17 protein-coding genes are annotated in these 19,265 nt (G+C 43.6%); 3 read left to right on the forward strand and 14 right to left on the reverse strand.

Features of this window, described 5'->3' with window-relative positions; genetic code table 11:
* Positions 1 to 322: 322 nt before the first annotated feature.
* Positions 323 to 595 (reverse strand): hypothetical protein, encoded by a 273-nt coding sequence (locus tag LI091_RS16595; protein ID WP_044960934.1) that lies wholly within the window; start codon positions 593 to 595, stop codon positions 323 to 325.
* A gap of 145 nt (positions 596 to 740) precedes the next feature.
* Complete coding sequence (locus LI091_RS16600) at positions 741 to 1,229, reverse strand: DUF1648 domain-containing protein (RefSeq protein WP_265191377.1); 489 nt, start codon at positions 1,227 to 1,229, stop codon at positions 741 to 743.
* 213 nt (positions 1,230 to 1,442) lie between these two features.
* On the opposite strand from LI091_RS16600, the gene LI091_RS16605 reads away from it, so the two are divergent.
* Positions 1,443 to 2,825, forward strand: coding sequence for an NCS2 family permease (locus LI091_RS16605; protein ID WP_178818326.1), 1,383 nt, complete (start codon positions 1,443 to 1,445; stop codon positions 2,823 to 2,825).
* Between the two features lie 63 nt (positions 2,826 to 2,888).
* On the opposite strand, the gene LI091_RS16610 is transcribed toward LI091_RS16605, so the two are convergent.
* The 4 genes from LI091_RS16610 to LI091_RS16625 form a co-directional block, all read right to left on the reverse strand.
* Positions 2,889 to 3,743: a YitT family protein gene (locus LI091_RS16610; RefSeq protein WP_265191378.1), complete on the reverse strand. Its 855-nt coding sequence runs from the start codon at positions 3,741 to 3,743 to the stop codon at positions 2,889 to 2,891.
* A complete protein-coding gene (locus tag LI091_RS16615; RefSeq protein ID WP_178687592.1) occupies positions 3,740 to 4,093 on the reverse strand; it encodes an arsenate reductase family protein in 354 nt (117 codons plus the stop codon). Before LI091_RS16615 ends, LI091_RS16610 begins: the two co-directional genes overlap by 4 nt.
* A gap of 149 nt (positions 4,094 to 4,242) precedes the next feature.
* The gene (locus tag LI091_RS16620) at positions 4,243 to 4,995 is read right to left on the reverse strand and encodes a zf-HC2 domain-containing protein (RefSeq protein WP_265191379.1); all 753 of its coding nucleotides are present in this window, start codon (positions 4,993 to 4,995) and stop codon (positions 4,243 to 4,245) included.
* Positions 4,979 to 5,476: an RNA polymerase sigma factor gene (locus tag LI091_RS16625; RefSeq protein ID WP_265191380.1), complete on the reverse strand. Its 498-nt coding sequence runs from the start codon at positions 5,474 to 5,476 to the stop codon at positions 4,979 to 4,981. The genes LI091_RS16620 and LI091_RS16625 overlap by 17 nt, the downstream gene beginning before the upstream one ends.
* Positions 5,477 to 5,633: 157 nt before the next feature.
* Here LI091_RS16625 and LI091_RS16630 point away from each other — a divergent pair, with 157 nt between their 5' ends.
* Positions 5,634 to 7,124, forward strand: coding sequence for an RNA-binding domain-containing protein (locus LI091_RS16630; RefSeq protein ID WP_021650622.1), 1,491 nt, complete (start codon positions 5,634 to 5,636; stop codon positions 7,122 to 7,124).
* Between the two features lie 170 nt (positions 7,125 to 7,294).
* Here the strand turns inward: LI091_RS16630 and LI091_RS16635 are convergent, their stop codons facing one another.
* The 8 genes from LI091_RS16635 to LI091_RS16670 form a co-directional block, all read right to left on the reverse strand.
* Positions 7,295 to 8,965 (reverse strand): diguanylate cyclase, encoded by a 1,671-nt coding sequence (locus tag LI091_RS16635; RefSeq protein WP_265191381.1) that lies wholly within the window; start codon positions 8,963 to 8,965, stop codon positions 7,295 to 7,297.
* 181 nt (positions 8,966 to 9,146) lie between these two features.
* Positions 9,147 to 10,574, reverse strand: coding sequence for a glycoside hydrolase family 1 protein (locus tag LI091_RS16640; protein ID WP_059086639.1), 1,428 nt, complete (start codon positions 10,572 to 10,574; stop codon positions 9,147 to 9,149).
* 70 nt (positions 10,575 to 10,644) lie between these two features.
* Positions 10,645 to 12,531 carry a beta-glucoside-specific PTS transporter subunit IIABC gene (locus tag LI091_RS16645; protein ID WP_265191382.1) on the reverse strand — a complete coding sequence of 629 codons (1,887 nt, stop codon included), beginning with the start codon at positions 12,529 to 12,531 and terminating at the stop codon, positions 10,645 to 10,647.
* A gap of 123 nt (positions 12,532 to 12,654) precedes the next feature.
* Positions 12,655 to 13,506 carry a BglG family transcription antiterminator LicT gene (licT, locus tag LI091_RS16650; RefSeq protein ID WP_015526343.1) on the reverse strand — a complete coding sequence of 284 codons (852 nt, stop codon included), beginning with the start codon at positions 13,504 to 13,506 and terminating at the stop codon, positions 12,655 to 12,657.
* A 290-nt stretch (positions 13,507 to 13,796) separates the two neighbouring features.
* Positions 13,797 to 14,966, reverse strand: a complete 1,170-nt coding sequence (locus LI091_RS16655; protein ID WP_044960932.1) for a YkvI family membrane protein — start codon at positions 14,964 to 14,966, stop codon at positions 13,797 to 13,799.
* An 18-nt stretch (positions 14,967 to 14,984) separates the two neighbouring features.
* Positions 14,985 to 16,403 (reverse strand): FAD-binding oxidoreductase, encoded by a 1,419-nt coding sequence (locus LI091_RS16660; RefSeq protein ID WP_015526345.1) that lies wholly within the window; start codon positions 16,401 to 16,403, stop codon positions 14,985 to 14,987.
* A gap of 3 nt (positions 16,404 to 16,406) precedes the next feature.
* A complete protein-coding gene (locus LI091_RS16665) occupies positions 16,407 to 17,597 on the reverse strand; it encodes an electron transfer flavoprotein subunit alpha (RefSeq protein ID WP_092072303.1) in 1,191 nt (396 codons plus the stop codon).
* Positions 17,598 to 17,610: 13 nt separating this feature from the next.
* Positions 17,611 to 18,399, reverse strand: a complete 789-nt coding sequence (locus LI091_RS16670; RefSeq protein WP_021650628.1) for an electron transfer flavoprotein subunit beta/FixA family protein — start codon at positions 18,397 to 18,399, stop codon at positions 17,611 to 17,613.
* A gap of 225 nt (positions 18,400 to 18,624) precedes the next feature.
* Here LI091_RS16670 and LI091_RS16675 point away from each other — a divergent pair, with 225 nt between their 5' ends.
* The gene (locus tag LI091_RS16675) at positions 18,625 to 19,167 is read left to right on the forward strand and encodes an SMI1/KNR4 family protein (RefSeq protein ID WP_015526348.1); all 543 of its coding nucleotides are present in this window, start codon (positions 18,625 to 18,627) and stop codon (positions 19,165 to 19,167) included.
* Positions 19,168 to 19,265 lie beyond the last annotated feature (98 nt).

The following is a 19,265-nucleotide window of genomic DNA, read 5'->3' on the forward strand; positions in this document are numbered from 1 at the left end:
GTATTTACAGGAATAGACGACATTGTTGTTTGATTTATATGTTGTGTTCATATTTGTATTATACTATGGTTTATCAGTTAATACAATTACTATTTTTTCCATCTTCAATTACTTGCATAAATTACGATCAGAGTAATCACTACCGTAATAACAATACTGTTTAAAAGAAACGGATAAAATTAAAGTGTGCGTTCATATTGATGTAGTTATCAATGATGAATTTCTGCGGAAGGAGATGATGCTCCAGAGCCATGATCTCCTGATTTTCCTTAAAGGATGAAGCTTCTGATCCGCCAGCACTGGCAAAGCTCCGGGATTTCCGTTACAAACCCTCCCGATACACGCTGTTGATCGTAGCCTGGGCGTGCTCCAGCTCTTTCTTCCGGACGATGGCTTCCCTATCACTTAAGATCGCCAGCATCTCATCGATCACATCCTCCACTCTGGGACTTGTCACCCTGTATAAATACCCCAGCATCCGTGTAGCTGTGTAATCGGTATTCATATGTTTATAGGCGATTTCCCGGCACAGCTCATCGGGATATCCCTTATCCTGAAGCGCTCTGTAAAGCTCATCTGTTCTTGTATCTACCATATCCTCCTGAGATTCCTTTCCTGTTTTTATTATAATTTCGCCAAGCGGATATTCGCGATCCGCTTTCGCTGGTTCCATCCATATTCAGTACAATAAATCGAACATTTCCCTTCCACTCTTCTGCATGATCACAAACGCGACCGCTTCACGATTTATCCTCCTCATCCATGCCATTTTCTTTACCAGCCTTATATATCCCCCGGATCCCCAGGATCAATGTCACGAAAATCCCTGTGATCAGTATCCACACCGGCCACATAGGTGCCGTTCCCAGATTCCCGCTGATCCCGGCATCAAGACATACTCCAATGGATAACAGCTTGATCACAGACATCATTTTTGACGCGATTTCAAAGATATGCTCTCTGTTTTCCTCTGTCACCTCAACCGGATAATTCCACCACTGTGGAAATCTCTGACAGAACATCAGAAGTGCCAAGATCAGCAGCCCCAAAATCGGCTCCAGAAGAAGGCTGCCCTTCTTCCCATACCGGTCCGGGATCCCATGCACATTAAAATGGATCGGCACCCTCTCCGGCAGATTTCCCCAGGTGGCCACAAGATACATCACGTACCCAAGGATCATCAGAAAGCAAAGCACATCTGTAATATTCCGCAGTTTTTTCTCAGACATTATCCATCCCCCTTTCATTGCAAAATAAACCCGTCTGTAAATCGAATACTCTCTTTTCTGTATTTTACACACAAATTACCTGCTTGTAAAAGTATTTTGCAAAAAATTACCTTACATAACAATATCTGTTAAGCACTAACGATTGCATACGAAATTTTTATATGATAAAATAGACATGTTGTCCAAAAACATATTTAAGAAAGGGAAAGAAATATGTTAGAAAAAATCTTCAAGCTGTCCGCAAATAAAACGGACGCTAAAACAGAGGTTCTGGCAGGTATCACCACCTTCATGACAATGGCCTATATCCTGGCAGTTAACCCGAACATCCTGTCCGCAACCGGCATGGATTCCGGAGCTGTATTCACAGCTACCGCACTGGCAGCCTTCCTGGGAACGTTGCTGATGGCAATCTTCGCCAACTACCCGTTCGCACTGGCACCCGGAATGGGTCTGAACGCATACTTTGCCTATACAGTTGTTATCGGTATGGGATACAGCTGGCAGTATGCACTGACTGCAGTTTTTGCAGAAGGTATCGTATTTATCGTTCTTTCACTTACCAATGTACGTGAAGCGATCTTCAATGCGATCCCTCTGAACCTGAAATCCGCAGTCAGTGTTGGTATCGGTCTTTTTATTGCATTTGTAGGATTACAGAATGCCAATATCGTGATCGGCGGCTCCACTCTGCTGCAGCTTTTCTCTGTAGATGGCTACAACGCAGCCAAGGGTGTAGAGGCTTCCTTCAACAATGTGGGGATCACCGTTATCCTGGCTCTGATCGGTATCATCGTAACAGGAATCCTGGTTGTTAAAAATGTAAAGGGAAACATCCTCTGGGGTATCCTGATCACATGGGGACTTGGAATCATCTGTCAGTTCGCCGGACTTTATATTCCGAACCCGGAAATCGGCTTCTACAGCCTGCTCCCGGATTTCAGCAACGGACTCTCTATCCCGAGTCTTGCTCCGATCTTTGCGAAGCTGCAGTTTGACGGAGTTTTCTCACTGAATTTCCTTGTTATCCTGTTTGCATTTTTATTTGTAGATCTTTTTGATACTCTTGGAACTCTCGTTGGTGTCTCTTCTAAAGCAGGCATGCTGGATGAAAATGGCAAGCTTCCTAACATCAAGGGCGCACTTCTTGCAGATGCAGTTGCAACAACTGCCGGTGCAGTTCTTGGTACATCCACAACCACTACCTTCGTAGAAAGTGCTTCCGGTGTATCCGAAGGCGGAAGAACCGGACTTACCGCAGTGACAACTGCCATCTTATTTGGCCTGTCCCTGTTCCTGTCTCCGATCTTCCTGGCAATCCCGTCCTTTGCCACAGCTCCGGCTCTGGTGATCGTTGGATTGTACATGCTCAGCAATGTTATCAGCATTGATTTCAGCGATATGTCCGAGGCGATCCCATGTTATGTATGTATCATCGCAATGCCGTTCTTCTACAGCATTTCCGAAGGTATCTCCATGGGAATTATCACATACGTAGCCATCAACCTGATCACAGGTAAGGCAAAAGAAAAGAAGATCAGCGCTCTGATGTATGTACTGGCAGTGCTGTTTATCCTGAAATATATTTTCCTGTAAAATATGGCAAAAAAATTCCCGGGCCTTTTGTCCCGGGAGTTTTTTTATTCCAGCAAAATATTCTTATTTCTTCGGCTGATACCGCATATTCGATACATTATAAACCGTGATAAACGCTTTCGGGTCCTCCTGGTTTATAAACTTCATCAGCTTCTGATATTCACCTTTATCTACGATGGTGATGATCTCACGGCGTTTTTCCATGTTATAGGCTCCGATGGCCTCATAGATCGTGGCTCCGCTGTGCAGGTCATGAATGATAAACTGCCTCAGCTCCTCTTCCTTTTTCGTGATGATGCAGACACGCCGCTTGATATTATTGTCAAAAATAAAATGATCCAGAACGATTCCGTTAAAATACGTTCCCAGAATACTTAAGACCACCGTCTTTTTATCATACACAAGCGCCGCGGAAAGTGCCACGCACATACCGGAAAGAGACATGGCTTTTCCAAGTTCCATGTGGAGATACTTATTCATGATCTTCGCCACGATATCCAGTCCGCCTGAGGATGCATTCCGGTTAAAAAGAATGCTAAGTCCCACACTCACTACCAGAATATAACACAGAACATCCAGTTCCTGGCTATCTGTCATGGAACCGAAATTTGGAAAAATGATCTCAAACAATCCCAGAAACAACGGCAGCATTACACTGGTATAAACCGTCTTAACTCCAAACTCTCTTCCACAGGTAAAAAATCCAATGATCAGCAATACCACATTCAGGATCATGGTAATCGCCGACAGCTGCAGCGGCACAAAGTTGGAAAGCACGATTCCAAGACCGGAAATACTGCTGACCGACGTATGGCTTGGTACCAGGAAAAAATATACCGCCGCTGCGATGATCGCCACTGCCACGGTCAGGATCACCGTTTCTTTGATAATATCTATATAATTCAGTTTCTTTTTCATGGCATCAGATACTCTTCCCACTCTTTTTCTTTGGCACCGACCAGAATTTTATCCTCTGCTACAAGAATCGGACGTTTCACAAGCATTCCGTCTGTTGCAAGAAGTGCAAGCTGTTCCTCTTCGCTCATCTCCGGAAGTTTATCTTTCAGTTTCATCTCTTTATAAATATTTCCGCTGGTATTAAAAAAACGCTTCAGCGGAAGGCCGCTTTTTTCCCACCAGGTTTTCAGTTCCTCCGCTGTTGGATTGTCCGTTTTAATATCACGCAGCGTATATTCTGCGCCACTCTCGTCCAGCCATTTCTGAGCTTTTTTGCAGGTACTGCATTTTGGATAGCATACAAATAACATGTTGTGTCCCCCTGTTCTTCGGCAGTAAATATGGAAATCACTACTGTCTGTTTTTTACTTACAGCATGGAATATGGAATTTTTATGGAACTTTTTCCCAGTGCTGTCTGAGGTTTATTTTAACATAGATGTTGATGTTTTTCTATCCTGTTATTCCGCCCAGATCAGCTTCGATTCCTGCTTCATCTCATCCACAATTTTCTCCGCTGCATCCAGATCCCCTTTTGCTTCCAGCTCTGTTAATTCCAGGCTCTTCTTTTGGGCTTCCTCGCTCATATAATAAACTTCTTTTACCGTCTCCGGGGTGCTGTCATCCTCCGGTGATAGCTCCTCTGTCTTTTTGGAAAAATCCTGAAGCAGCATGTCATCACCTTTCAGTTCCAGAGTTCCTGCATATGGAGCATCAATGGTGTAGACAAACTCTGTTTTTCCATCCTCTGTGTACTGTACTTTCATTCGGTTGATGAGATTATTGGAAGAATACAGGCTGTTATTTTTTACATACATTCCACTGTCCTCCAGGGTCATATATTTTTCGTTGAAATACCAGTGGTTGTAGCCTGCTGCCGCAACGATAAGTGTCAGGACAACGGCCACTGCCGCTGTCAGAACTCTGCGTACCAGAAGTTTTTTTCGAATTTTTTTCAGTGCGGCAACGCTTTCGGCATTTGCATTACTTTCAGTATTTTCCGTCCTGCCGGCTCCATATCCTGCTGTGGAGGCTGCAGATAATTTTATCCGAGCCTGCTCTTTTCCCTGCTCCTCTTTCATGATCTCCAACATTTTTCTGCATTCCTGACAGGTACCCATATGTTCTTCCACCAGCGCCTTGCTGTCTTCGCTTAAGATCCCATCTATATAAGACGGCATCAGATCCTGTATTACATCACATGTGATCTTCATGTTCCAGCTCCTCTCTGATCTTTACTCTTGCACGATAATAAGTCACCCGCGCCCAGTTTTCACTTTTTCCAAAAATCATTCCAATCTCACGGAAGTTCAGCTCTCCGAATGTCCGCAGGGAAAAAACTTCTTTATACGGTTCCGAAAGTCCATGCAGAACCTTATGGATCTCCATAGCCTGACTCCGCTGTGCCAGCTTTTCCTCAAAAATTTCTCCGCCATGGCTTTCTGCTGTTTCCGGCTGCTCCTCTCCGGAAAGCTGCTTTTTCTGCTTTTTCAGATGATCGTACAACGTATTCTTTGCGATCTGGCAAAGCCACACCCGCACATCGCAGTCATCACGGAACTGATCTGCTTTTTTCAGCGCCTTAAAAAATGTCTCCTGGGTCACTTCCTCAGCCAGCGCTCCATCCCGTGAGACAGAACGGATATACCGATATACAATGTCAAAATATGTCCGGTAAAGTTCCTCAATATTCATCGGTTCTTTCTTTTCCTCCCTTCTCACTTATAAGACGCACTGATCTCAAAAACGTTACAGAAAATTTCTAGTCTTTTAATTGATTTTTCTTTTTTACTTTGATACGATTAATCCAATTATATAAAAATAATAATATATTTTTCATGAGGTGATTACAATGTCCAATATCTTTGATATTACTAAATTCGACTTGTACAAAGAAGATAATCGCCGCGAAGTAAAGAAATCCAATGGTGGATTACCATCTTCTTTATGGGATACCTACTCTGCATTTGCCAACTGCTATGGCGGAGTAATCATCCTGGGAGTTGCTGAAAATAAAGACGGAAGCTGGAGAACTACAGGATTAAAAGCAGAAAATCAAGGCAAATTATTAAAAGAATTCTGGGATACTATAAACAATCGAAAAAAGGTAAATATAAATCTTCTCACCGACACTGATGTAGAAACCTTTAAACTCAATGATGATATGATCATTGTAATTTATGTTCCAATGGCTCGCCGTGAACAAAAACCGGTTTATATTAATGATGATATTTTTAATGGAACTTTTCGCAGAAATCACGAAGGAGATTATCACTGTACCAAACTCCAGGTTAAAACAATGATTCGAGATCAAACTGATAATACTATGGATATGAGTGTTCTTGATGACGTTCCTATGACTGATCTGAACTATGAAACCATACAGGGATACAGAAACCGTCACAGATCATTGAAACCAGCACATCCTTTTGGCCGCCTGGATGATTTTGAGTATCTTCGCAGCATAGGAGCTGCCGCTATTTCAAATATCGATAAGCAATTACATCCAACAGCTGCCGGAATGCTTATGTTTGGAGATGAATATAATATTGTTCGTCATTTTCCTGAGTATTTTCTCGATTATCAGGAAATACTTGATCCTTCAATACGCTGGACAGACCGCTTACAATCCAGTTCTGGAGAATGGTCTGGTAATATCTGTGATTTTTATTTCAGAGTTTATAACAAACTTATCACGGATATAAAAATCCCTTTTAAGACTGTTGATGGAAATCGTATCGATGATACACCTATTCACGAAGCCCTCAGAGAAGCATTAGCCAATTGTTTAATAAACGCTGATTTTTATGGCGTACGTGGTATTGTTATCAGAAAAAATACTGAAAAAATAATATTTGAAAACCCTGGTTATTCCCGAACTGGTAAACAACAGATGCGTAAAGGTGGAATATCAGACCCTCGAAATAAAATATTGATGAAAATGTTTAATCTCATCAATATAGGTGAACGTGCCGGAAGTGGTGTTCCAAATATTTTTAATACTTGGGCAGATCAGGGGTGGCCTGAGCCAATCATTGAAGAAGAATTTGATCCAGACCGCACTATCTTAGTTCTTACTATTAAGAAAAAGCGCCGTACAAAAACAAGCAGTAAAAAACAAGCGATAAAAACAAGCGATAAAACAAGCAATAAAACAAGCAATAAAACCTTTCAACATATGAATAAAATAAAAAAATATCTGTCCAAAAACGGGCCTTCAAAAACAAGCGATATCGCTTCTTATATAAAATTAAGCTCTCCACGAACCAGAGCTATATTAAACGAAATGCCTGACGTATCACATGATGGTCCTAATAATAATAGAAAATATTTTTTGAAATAAACGTTTCTTATAAATAAAGCCCCTTGTTTCACAATCGCAAAACAGGGAGCTTTATTTTTTTATTCAAAACCAATGCGTAATTTCCGACGGCCGGTAACCTTACATCTGACGATCAATCAGCTGCAGTATCTCGGACATTCCTCGTACACTCTGCTCTCTGCTGCATACCTTCACATCGTTCCATGCTTTTCATAATATTTCTTCTTTTCCTCATACATAAGATCATCTGCTCTTCTCAGCATTGTCTCAAGCTCCGAAGAGCTTTCCTCCCAGACAACGCCAACAGAAACACTGATCCTTTTGGCAGCAATGCTGTCACAGATATCCCGGACCTTACTCCGGAAAACCTTCTCATCCATGTCAAAACAGATGAGTACAAATTCATCGCCACCTACCCGGTAAGCATTTTCCGGCAGAATCGCAAGCATGGAACGCGCTGTATTTATGATCAGCCTGTCTCCAGCCTCATGTCCGTAAAGATCATTCACCCGTTTCAGACCATTGATATCAATATATGCTACTCCTGTTTTTATCACTGTTTTTGCCTGCATGCCTTCCAGAACCTGAATATACCTGTTCCTGTTATACAAGGTCGTCAGCATATCACGATAGCTCATGTACTGCAGACGCGCCTTTCGCTCCTTGGCTTTCAGGCTGTCCGTTAAAAAGTACTGTATGGACGACAGCAGCGTATGATCCTCATAATGCAGCCTCGGATTATCTACCCCGAGAAATCCTATGATCTTTCCGTCACTGTTTAAAGGAACGGCCAGCAGCCTGGTAATGTCCTGCATCTTCAGAGTCTCATAATACGGTTGCCCCTGCTCCTCCTCAATATCCGGAATATAATACAGGCCATTTTTCCGAAAGCTGTCCATCCAGATATCCAGCATTTCCATGGGAACCTCCTGAAGATTATCCTTCTCAGCAGTCACTCCGTTCATGGCATACTCATAGGTATTTGTACAGACATTCCTCTTTTCATCGATCTGAACAATATAACTGCGATCTCCGTCAAAATACCCGCTGATAATACGCAGCAGATTGGAGATCGCCGCATCTTCATCTTCTCCTGATATCAGCTCCGCAATACATTTATTCAGTATCGTTGCGATCTCAAGTCTTTCCTTTATCTTGCCCTCTCTGCTTATCAGCTGATACATTTCCTGATTCAGCTCCGTCATCGTCACGATAAACATAATGATCATGGAAATACCAACAGAAAAATCGATCAGCGACATTCCATACCTGAATGCCTGCACAGCTGCCGCCACTGCCGGAAGTACAATGCATGACAGCATAGAGAACAGGAGCTTCCTGCTGACTCTCTTTTTGTACTGGAGCAGAAGCGTAAGATCAATGAGCAAGCCTGCTGCCGGAAGAAGAATTGACATAATATATAACGGTGCCCGATGGTAATAATTATCCACATCTATGTAATAATACCAGTGAGTAAACTGCGAGATCACCACAAAAACAGCCCCTGCGGCAGCAATAACATATCCGGCTTTTACTCTTTTTAATGTTCTCCGCTCCCTCTTCGAAAACAGATAAACACACACATAAATGTGAAAACACAGCAGGACTACGTCACTTAAAAGGAATACGAGAAAACTCGAAATACGGACCATCACACTGCCCGGAACTCCGGGATATCCGCTGAAAATATGCGCCATGGCATCCATCAGCAATAACATGGAAGCAAAACTCTCCATCAGGATAAGATACCGACGCTTTTCCCTGTCATAATTACTGCTCAGAAATATACATATTGCAGCTATGGCACAAAATACACATCCCCATATAAGTATCGCTACCTGCAGTACTTTTTCATCCAGCATAAAAAACACTCCTCACATTCGTCACTTACAATAAGTATTACACTTTACCGTGTAAAAGTCAACCTTCCAAAAAAATCCCGGAGTACATTGTCATACTCCAGGATTTTGTCGTCAGCCGGATAAAAGCAACCGCATTCGCTACATAATTCTACACCAGATAACTGCTTCGCAGTTGATTCAGTTAAAGCTCTTCCCCGCAGGATTCAATCACTTTTTTGTACCAGTAAAAAGAATCTTTGCGGATTCTGGAAAAGTCTCCGGTCCCGTCATCATTTTTATTTACATAGATAAGACCATAACGCTTCTTGAATTCTCCGGTGGAGGCACTGACAAGATCTGTACAGCCCCAGCAGGTGTAGCCGATCAGATCTACTCCGTCATGGATTGCTTCCTTCATCTGCTCTATATGGCGGCGCATATATTCAATACGGTAATCATCGTGAATCTTTCCATCCTCTGTCAGCTGATCCACGGCCCCAAGACCATTTTCCACGATCATGATCGGAATCTGATAGCGGTCATAGATCTGGTTCAGAACATAGCGAAGACCAGTTGCATCGATCTGCCAGCCCCAGTCGGAAGCTTTCAGATATGGATTTTTCAGATTGTCACTTCCATTTCCGGCCGTTTTCTCTCCGTCCTTTGTCACGCTGACACAGCTACTGGAATAATAGCTGATGGTGAAAAAGTCCACCGTACCCTTCTTGAGGATCTCTTTATCCTCCTGAAGAACCTCCAGCTGGATTCCGTGCTCCTCAAAGTATCTCGCTGCAAATCCCGGATAATATCCTCTTACATGAACATCACCGGCAATGGAATTGTGGATCTGCCCAAACTGCTGTGCATATAAGATATCATCCGGATGGCAAGTATATGGATAACCATTGTGATAAGCAAGCATACAGCCAAGCATAAACTCCGGATCGATCTCATGAGCCATGGAAACTGCAAGTGCACTTGCTACCAGCTGGTGATGCATTGCCTGATAACGGCTCTGCTCACATACATCCTTCGGGTCCAGCATTCCTGCACAGAATACCGCACCAAAGTCCTGCGTCAGCATATTGATCTCATTAAAAGTCAGCCAGTATTTTACCTTACCTTTATATCTCTCAAATAAAACCTTTGCAAATCGAAGATAGAAATCGATCATCTTACGATTTTTCCATCCGCCATACTCCAGAGAAAGATGAAGGGGATTCTCATAATGAGAGATCGTTATCAGCGGCTCAATGTTATATTTTCTCAGTTCGTCGATCACATTGTCGTAGAACTTAAGGCCTTCCTCATTTGGAGTTTCCTCATCCCCATTTGGGAACACTCTGGACCAAGAAATAGAAAAACGATATACCTTAAATCCCATCTCTGCAAAAAGAGCAATATCCTCTTTCCAGTGATGATAAAAATCAGTCGCCTGGTGATTGGGATAAAATTCTTCCGGTAACGGTGCCGGCGGTGTAAGACGACGTTCCTTATCCACACTTCCTCCTGTCAGGATATCTGCAATGGACGGGCCTCTGCCATCCTCATCCCAACCGCCTTCATACTGGTTTGCAGCGGTTGCTCCGCCCCAGAGAAAGTTTTCCGGCATACGGTTATAATTTTTCATATTTTAATTTTCTCCTTTTTACAAACATCAGGCGGATCTGTTATCTCCGCCTGATGTTTCGTTGTTATTCTTATACAATAGTCAGGAATTTATCTCCTGCATTTACAGCTGCATCTTCTTTTTCCATGCATACTGCTTTGATATAATCAGAAATATTGGTCACAACAACCGGTGTGATCAGATCATATCCTTCTTTCTTAATGGCATCCATATCGAATTCCACAAGAAGCTTTCCTTTTTTTACCTTATCTCCATCAGAAACATGGGATTTAAAATATTTACCATTTAAATTTACAGTATCAAGTCCGATGTGGATCAGAATTTCTGCTCCACTTTCTGTCACAAACATGATTCCATGTTTGCTGTCCATGATATTTGCCACCGTACCATCTGCCGGTGCATAAACCTTTCCTTCTGATGGAACGATTGCTGCTCCGTCACCTAAAACCTTATCCGCAAAAGTTTTATCCGGAACATCGGAAAGTGCTTTTACAGTTCCTGCTACCGGTGCACAAAGCTCGATCTTATCTACAAGCGGAGCACTCTGCTGTGCAGGCTGTTTTTCTGTATCTGTGTTCTGTACTTCATCCTCTGTCTCAGCCTTTACATCCTCAAATCCGAAGATAAGCGTAAGAACAAAAGCAGCTACAAAAGATACCACGATCATAATGATTCCATAAATCAGATTGATTAATCCCTTCTCGCCGATAAACGCCGGGATCGCCATGATACAATTCTGTGCAATGTAAAGAGAAACCTGAAGAAGTCCTCCTACGATACCACCGATTCCGGCTGCGATAGAAGCTGCTACAACCGGTCTTTTCAGTTTCAGTGTAACACCATACAGAGCAGGCTCTGTGATACCCATAAGAGCGGACACACCGGCTGCACTTGCCAGCTGTTTCATGTTGCTGTCCTTGGATCTTACAGCTACTGCAAGAGAAGCTCCGGACTGTGCAAGGTTAGAGCATACCTGAGATACAAAAATCAGTGTATCGGTACCACCGGTTGCAATGGCATTCAGTCCGATCGGTGTCAGCGCATGGTGCATACCGGTCATAACGATGAACGGGAAGGTTGCTGCAAGGATACCTACAATAATGAAACCAAGTTTTACGGACAGGAAGTTGATGGCTACCGCAAGTCCGTTACCAATAATTGTTCCGATCGGTCCAACTACGATCAGGGCGATCGGTGCACTGATCAGAATTACCAGTGTCGGGTTCAGGATCAGTTTTACCATTTTCGGTGTGATCTTATCAACCAGAATCTCAATATAATGTGTGATCCATACCATCAGGATAACCGGAATAACGGAATAAGAATAAGTTGCTTTTGTGATCGGCAGACCAAACAGTGTGATGGCCGCATCACCAGCTACCATAGTTACAAAGGTAGGGCTTAAGTAAACACCGGCAATAAACAGCGCCAGTGACTGGTTCACGCGGAAAACCTTGGCAGCATTTGCTGCGATCAGGAACGGCATGAAGTAGAAAGTAACATCTCCGATAAAACTGATCACCTGGTAGGTACTGCTTGTTTCTGATACCAGATGAAAAGTTGTCAGCAGGGTAAGTACAACTTTGATCATACCGGCTGCAGTCAGGGCAGGGATCATCGGGGTCATACATCCGGTGATGGCATCGATAACTTTTGAAACAACACTCTTTGAGCTGTCAGAGTTCGCTGCCGGTGCATCATCGGTAGGAACGCCTTTGTCTTCCAATGCCTTGTAAACAGCGTTTACTTCGTTTCCTGCGATAACCTGGAACTGATCTTCATGCCAGTTAACGCCGGAGATCTCAGAAAGCTTTAAGATCTCTTTCTCGTTGATCTTCGATCTGTCTTTCACATAGAAACGAAGCCTTGTCATGCAGTGGAACAGACGGGTGATATTATCTTTTCCGCCCAGCGCTGCAATCAGTGTGTCTGCAGTTTTTGCATAGTCCTTTTTCATTTGGGGACCTCCTTTAATAATAAATATTGAAATTTATATTAAAGGTCTTGCCTGAAAAGATACGCACATGGCACGTATTTCAGTAACAATCCATTAACACCTAATTTATAAAACAATCTCTTTTCACAGATTTTTCAGACGTTTATGGTCTTCTGTAATCTTCTGGATATGAATCGTCAGATACAGCATTTCATCCTCAGTCATAGCGTATTTATATTCCTCTTCCATCATAAGATAGATCATTTTTACACAGCCGTAAGCTTCTCTGTACTGCTCCTTGATGATCTTGAAAAGCTCCTGATTCTCATCATAGTGAAGCTCTTTATGAAGGAATCTCTGGGCAAAATATTTCAGATGCGTGAGAAACCGCTGATAATACAGATTATCCTCCTGAAATTCCATATTGTCATAATACTTCTCCACGATGTCCAGGATCTGATGTACGATAATGGAAATCTGATAGCTGTCCGTCTTGCCGCCATCTTCCGCATTCACAAAATGCAATGCAAAAAATCCTGCTTCATCTGCAGAAAGATCTACCTCGAACATCTCATTTACCTTTTTCAGTAATTCCAAGCCGATCTCATATTCCTTATGATAAAGCTGCTTGATATCCAGAAGCAGCATGTTCTGAAGGCGGATCCCGTTTTCAAGTCTGGAGATCGCACCCATGATATGGTCGCTAAGGGAAAAATAAATACTGTCATTTAATTTCATCCCCTCTTTTTCCTTCACATCATTTACAAAAGCTTCCACAAAATCCAGATATTTTTCCGGAATAGCAGTCAGATAACCCTGTATCTCCTTGCTGATCTGGGCATTTTCCGCAGTAAAGATCTTCTCGATCCTGGACTCCTCCACTTGCTGTCCTTTCTTTTTCTGAAAGGCAATTCCGCAGCCCTTTACAATAACTTCATGTCCCTGTCCATCCCTGGACAGTATCAGATTATTATTCAAAATCTTATGGATAACCATAGTCCTGTTCCCCCGCTGCCAAACAAATAAAAAAAGACCATTACAGTATATAGAAAACCTATTCCTATACTACTATAAGGTCTTGCCTGACGATAAATCAATATTTCAGTAACAATCCTTCTGATTCGTAACTATTTAATAACTGTACGTAATAATATCAGAAAAAATATATGTTGTCTATCTGGAATATTTAATAAAATATTTATAATATTTTTGTGAACTTTGACAAAATCCCCTGATGATCCTGCCATACGGATCAACGGGGGATTTTCTGTTCAGCTTTTTATTCTTCAGATCTCTTTTCCCTTTGTCGCAACGGCATGTACAACAAACGGTACAAACAATGTAATAAACGCCGCATATCCAAGGTATGCATATCCCTTTTTAACAACTGTCATCAGACCGAACTGTGCAATGGCAAATGCCAGGAATGTAAAGATCGCTGTAAAAACTGCATTTCTTCCAAGGTGTCCCTGCGCTTTTTTCGCCGAGCTGTCCATACGACGCTCCACTGCATTTACGCAGCGGGTCACAATACCGGAGATCATATTTACTGCTGTGGAGATAGCTCCAAGGATGATCAGCAGAGAAATGATCGGTGTCAGGATACCGGCGCCTACACCGTTCTGGACCAGTACCAGCATCGGTACCGATGCAGATGCCAGTTCACTTACATATGCAATGGCAAGAAGTCCGAGGATGGAAAGCTCCATTGCACAGAAATTGCATACAAACATCCAGATCGCTGCTTTGTTGATCTGTTTTTCGTCCGTTACATCCTCCATGTGCTGGTACATAACAGAAACAGATGCCAGCTGGAAGAAGAAATAAAGGACTGCTGAATAGAGAGCCGGTCCAAAGGCTCCGCTCTCGGAGGAAAGTACAGTCATTTCTCCGGAGGACATAGTATGGATGGAAGCTGTGATATCTCCCCACTGTGCAATGATATTCGGAACAAGTACCAGTACAAGACCGATGATGATCAGCACACTTAATGTAGAAGCACATTTTCTTACGACATTGGTTCCGAAAAGCGCGATCACAAAGATAAATGCTGCAATGATCAGTGTACAGAGCCAGTATGGGATCCCGAACAGTGTCTGCAGTGTGGAACCGCCGGTTGCAAAGGCTGCTGCTGATGCAGTTCCGATCATGATCAGGTAACAGATCTCATAGAGATTGGACATAACCGGTTTCGTTTTTCCGTAAAGACTGTCGGAAAAGCTTCTGTAATCGTAGGTTTTGTGTTTATAAGCATAGCGCATTCCATACCAGAAAAACAATGCATACAATCCCTGTGTCACTGCCGGCAGGATCAGACACCAGATACCGTAGTTGATAAAGTACTGATAGATCTGCGCTCCTGATGCGAATCCGCCTCCGAACTGTGTGGTAAATGCGACGAACGCAAGTCCCATAGCCAGAGGCATTTTACTTTGTAATGATTTATTCTGACTCATCTCTCTTTCCCCCATTTTTTATTTATTATATTCGATGACTTTTCCCGGATTCAGGATCAGTTTATCATCGAAAGCCAGCTTGATGGCTTTATAAAGAGCGATCATTCTCGGTCCCGCAAATTCTTCCAGGAATTCCAGACGTCCGTTTCCGATGCCATGCTCACCGGAAAGCTGTCCGCCCAGTTCCTTGGACAGTGCATACAGCTCTACCAGACTTGCGTGAGTGGCTTCCTTCCACTCCTGGTCACTCATTTCCGGTCCACGGAGCATCTCTGTATGGATATTTCCGTCTCCGCAATGTCCGCAGGGCTCTACACGGATACCATGTGCACTTGCGATCTTTTTGGCTGCTTTTACATACTCTGCGATCCTTGCACGCGGAACAACTACGTCACACTCCTCCTGTGCGACAGAATCTGCTTTCATTCCTTCCAAAATCCCGCCCCGGACACTCCATACAGCTCCGGCACGCTCCGGTGTGCCTGCGATACAGCAGTCCAGGGCTCCGTTTGCCAGGGCTGCTTCCGCTGCTGCCTCTACTGCGCTGTCAAGTTCCTGTTTACTGGAAGCATCATACATAACGATCAGCACTGCTTCTCCCTGTTTTACTGGGAACATTTTATTCAGATTGCGTTTTACGATATCGATCAGTTCTCTTTCCAGAAACTCGATGGCTGTTGGCACAAACGGCAGCTCCAGAACCTTCGGGACCATGTCTGCACATTCCTCAAGACTCCTGAACGGCATTACAAGGGTACAGGTGCAGGTCGGTGCGGGAAGAAGCTTCAGCGTTACCTGAGTCAGGATACATAAGGTTCCCTCTGAGCCGATCACCAGATCTTTTACATCATATCCCGTTGTGTTCTTCACAACGTTGGATGAAAAATTCATGATGGAACCATCCGGCATAACTGCCTCGATACAGCGGACAAAATCCCTGGTCAGTCCATATCGTACCGCTTTCATGCCACCGGCATTTGTGATAACATTGCCGCCGATGGAAGCTGTTTTTTCGCCCGGGTCCGGCGGATAAAAAAGTCCGCCTGCCGCTGCTGCCGCCTGGATATCGATGAGAAGTGCTCCCGGCTCCGCTGTGATGGTCTGATTCTTTCTGTCGATCGGAAAGATCTTGTTCATGCGCATCACGGACAGCATGATCCCACCATATTTACAGGTTGCTCCACCTGCAAGTCCGGTTCCTGCGCCACGGCATACCACCGGGATATTTTCTTTATATGCGTAAGCCATGATGGCTGAGATCTCTTCTTTATTTAAAACCTCCACATAAAGCTCCGGAGGAAAAACTCCGTACTCCGGCATCTCATCACGATAATATTCTTTTGCGATCTCGTCGCCGACCCATACACGATCTGAAGCAGTCACAGAACGGATGTAGTCAAAATCTTCTGAAGTCATTTTTTTATAGGGATATGCCATGACTTAATCCTCCTTCCGATTCTTTATCAGTTCTGTCAGCTCCGGTACAACCTGATACAGATCATCCACGATGCAGTAATCTGCAACATTAAAGATCTGTGCCTCCGGATCATTGTTGATCGCTACGATACAGTCAGATCCTGTCATGCAGGAGGTAAACTGGATAGCACCGGATACGCCGCAGGTGATGATCAGCTTCGGACGGACAGTTCTTCCGGAAAGTCCGATCTGATGTGCAACATCTCCGAATCCGTTTTCTACCATAGGACGGGTGAAGGCAAGCTGTCCGCCAAGGGCATCTGCCAGTTCCCGGCACATTTCCACATCCTTTTCATTCCGGACACCACGGCCTGCTACTACCAGAACATCCTCTTCCTCAAGGCTCTTTACCTTATCAATGACCCTGGATGACAGAATCTTGATCCTGGAATCTGCCATTTTTTCATTTACCGGACATACAACCACCTGACCATGCGGATTTTTTACTTTTTCTGCCTTGTCCATAACCTTATAACGGACCGTGGCAAACTGTGGCCTTGATTTGGTGATGCCGATCTGAGCCATGATATTTCCGCCGAAAGCCGGTCTGATCTGGATCATATCGGTGTTGGAACGGATATCCAGAGTTGTGCAGTCTGCAGTCAGTCCCGTATGGAATCTGGTGGAAAGCCTCGGTGCAAGGGAACGCCCCAGCGCAGTAGCTCCGATCAGCACAGAGCTTGGTTTGTTTGCTGCGATACAGTCTGCAACTGCGTCTGTATAACAGTCTGCGCGGAAGCCTTCGAAGCCTTCATGCTCATATACGTACACATTGTCTACGCCATACGGCAGAAGCTTTTCCGCATTTTCCTTTGTTCCTTTTCCTCCGACGATCACACAGTTAACCTGATAACCGACTTTGACAGCCATCTTTCTTGCTTCTCCGATCAGCTCAAAGGTAACCGGATGGATCTCTCCTCTCTCCTGCTCCACATAGATAAGAAAGTTTTTCCATTTATCCTTGTCAAAGGATTTCGCCTTCTGCTCAAACCGGATAGCTTTCTCCGGGCAGTTACGAACGCAAAGCCCACACATACGACAGGCATCGCCTACAACAATTCCATTTCCCTCTATGGTAAGGGCCCCAAAAGGACATTTCTCCACGCATACTCCGCAGAGTACGCATTTGTTTATATCAAATTTTAAAAATTCCATGTTCCGCTTCCCCCTATATGATCTTCTTTCCGGTCAGGAGAGCAACAAGCTTGTCTGCCTTTTCCTTTGCAGTTCCTTCCAGATAAACCTGTTTTTCACTTTCCTCCGGCGCAAACATTTTTTCCACAGAGGTGGGGGAACCGATCAGTCCGTAACGGCTCAGATCCTGATCCGGCATATCTTCAAAGCTTAAGATCCGTACCGGACGGTCTGAAGTTGCCTTCTTTAATAAATAGGATGGCAGACGTGGCACGCAGGTATCCTTGTCAATGGTTAAAAGACATGGATACGGAATCTCGGAAACCTGGGAAACACTGACAAGATCCTGACGGACCTGAATGCTTTTTTCATTGACGTCCATGATCTCAGCTACCCATGCAGCATGTGGGATGGTCAGATGCTCTGCAATGGCCGGTCCAACCTGGGCTGTGTCACCATCTGTGGTCTGTCTTCCGCAGATGATCAGATCTGCACCGCCGATCACCTGGATTCCCTGTGCTAACGCATAAGAGGTTGCCAGAACATCCGCTCCCGCAAATTTTCGGTCTGAAAGAATCACGCCCTCATCAGCACCCATGGTATAAGCATCCCGGATCATCTCTTCCGCCTGAGGCGGTCCCATAGTAAGAACGGTTACAGTTCCGCCTGTTTTTTCCCGGATCGCAAGGGCTGTTTCCAATGCAAACAGATCATATGGATTAGTCCTTGTCTCACCGGACATTCGTTTCATGGCACCGGTTTCCGGATCGATATCAACCTTGGAAGTTGCCGGTACCTGCTTCATACATACAACGATCTTCATTTTCTATCTTCTTTCCTGTATTTTCACTTTTATTTTTTGCTTTAAAACGTTAAACAGCTGTATAAGTATAGCATTAACGTGGTATAAAGTCGAGAGGGTTTTGGTAAATTCTGCACAAAAAAGCATTGAAAAAACTTTTAAGCATGCTATAATTACTCTCCGTTATCAAATAAAGCAGACATATGAATCTTTACAATATCACATCGATCAAGGAGCATATATGTAATGGAAGACATCCGTGCAATCTACAGAATTTTCAACAATCTAAAATATGAAATGGAAAATAATGGATGGGTCTATCAGTGGCATTTAGGCGATGAACCTATAAAAGTAACTCATAAATTTAACCCTCCTGTAACACCTGAAGAATTTCAGCTGTTTGAAAAATATTTTCCCAATATGAAACTTCCTGCCTCATACAAAGCTTTTTTATCCTGCTCAAATGGCATGGAACTTTTTTGCGGAGAGGAAGGCAGTTCTTTAGTCAGCTGTACCATTTATTCTTTAAAAAGAGCGCTCAAAGAAAAGGAATCTTGGAATAGTACGCCTATTTTATCTGATCCGGAGTTTACATATCATCTTCCTGTTCTTTGCTTACAGGACATCGGCGATATAACCATGGATCTTCAGGCTGTATCAGAAGGCAGAGACGATTACCTATGCTATCCAGCTCCAGATACTGATCGTTTTAATATCCCTTTTAATGAATGGCTGGAAAGATATATCGTATGCCAGGGGCATGAATTCTGGTATTTCTTGAATCCATAAAACAGAAATTTTATGAATATTTTTCGTAAAAATACCCCGGAAGCCTTACGGTTCCGGGGTATCTTACGTTTGGACACAATGTACCTTGCGGTACTCAA

Source organism: Blautia sp. MSK20_18 (assembly GCF_020553125.1).
Taxonomy (GTDB): domain Bacteria; phylum Bacillota; class Clostridia; order Lachnospirales; family Lachnospiraceae; genus Blautia_A; species Blautia_A fusiformis.

What these genes read in the sequence shown, in the direction of transcription:
- LI091_RS16595 (WP_044960934.1), bottom strand. Translation starts at nt 595, where the DNA reads ATGGTAGATACAAGAACAGATGAGCTTTACAGAGCGCTTCAGGATAAG.
- LI091_RS16600 (WP_265191377.1), bottom strand. Translation starts at nt 1,229, where the DNA reads ATGTCTGAGAAAAAACTGCGGAATATTACAGATGTGCTTTGCTTTCTG.
- LI091_RS16605 (WP_178818326.1), top strand. Translation starts at nt 1,443, where the DNA reads ATGTTAGAAAAAATCTTCAAGCTGTCCGCAAATAAAACGGACGCTAAA.
- LI091_RS16610 (WP_265191378.1), bottom strand. Translation starts at nt 3,743, where the DNA reads ATGAAAAAGAAACTGAATTATATAGATATTATCAAAGAAACGGTGATC.
- LI091_RS16615 (WP_178687592.1), bottom strand. Translation starts at nt 4,093, where the DNA reads ATGTTATTTGTATGCTATCCAAAATGCAGTACCTGCAAAAAAGCTCAG.
- LI091_RS16620 (WP_265191379.1), bottom strand. Translation starts at nt 4,995, where the DNA reads ATGAAGATCACATGTGATGTAATACAGGATCTGATGCCGTCTTATATA.
- LI091_RS16625 (WP_265191380.1), bottom strand. Translation starts at nt 5,476, where the DNA reads ATGAATATTGAGGAACTTTACCGGACATATTTTGACATTGTATATCGG.
- LI091_RS16630 (WP_021650622.1), top strand. Translation starts at nt 5,634, where the DNA reads ATGTCCAATATCTTTGATATTACTAAATTCGACTTGTACAAAGAAGAT.
- LI091_RS16635 (WP_265191381.1), bottom strand. Translation starts at nt 8,965, where the DNA reads ATGCTGGATGAAAAAGTACTGCAGGTAGCGATACTTATATGGGGATGT.
- LI091_RS16640 (WP_059086639.1), bottom strand. Translation starts at nt 10,574, where the DNA reads ATGAAAAATTATAACCGTATGCCGGAAAACTTTCTCTGGGGCGGAGCA.
- LI091_RS16645 (WP_265191382.1), bottom strand. Translation starts at nt 12,531, where the DNA reads ATGAAAAAGGACTATGCAAAAACTGCAGACACACTGATTGCAGCGCTG.
- licT (WP_015526343.1), bottom strand. Translation starts at nt 13,506, where the DNA reads ATGGTTATCCATAAGATTTTGAATAATAATCTGATACTGTCCAGGGAT.
- LI091_RS16655 (WP_044960932.1), bottom strand. Translation starts at nt 14,966, where the DNA reads ATGAGTCAGAATAAATCATTACAAAGTAAAATGCCTCTGGCTATGGGA.
- LI091_RS16660 (WP_015526345.1), bottom strand. Translation starts at nt 16,403, where the DNA reads ATGGCATATCCCTATAAAAAAATGACTTCAGAAGATTTTGACTACATC.
- LI091_RS16665 (WP_092072303.1), bottom strand. Translation starts at nt 17,597, where the DNA reads ATGGAATTTTTAAAATTTGATATAAACAAATGCGTACTCTGCGGAGTA.
- LI091_RS16670 (WP_021650628.1), bottom strand. Translation starts at nt 18,399, where the DNA reads ATGAAGATCGTTGTATGTATGAAGCAGGTACCGGCAACTTCCAAGGTT.
- LI091_RS16675 (WP_015526348.1), top strand. Translation starts at nt 18,625, where the DNA reads ATGGAAGACATCCGTGCAATCTACAGAATTTTCAACAATCTAAAATAT.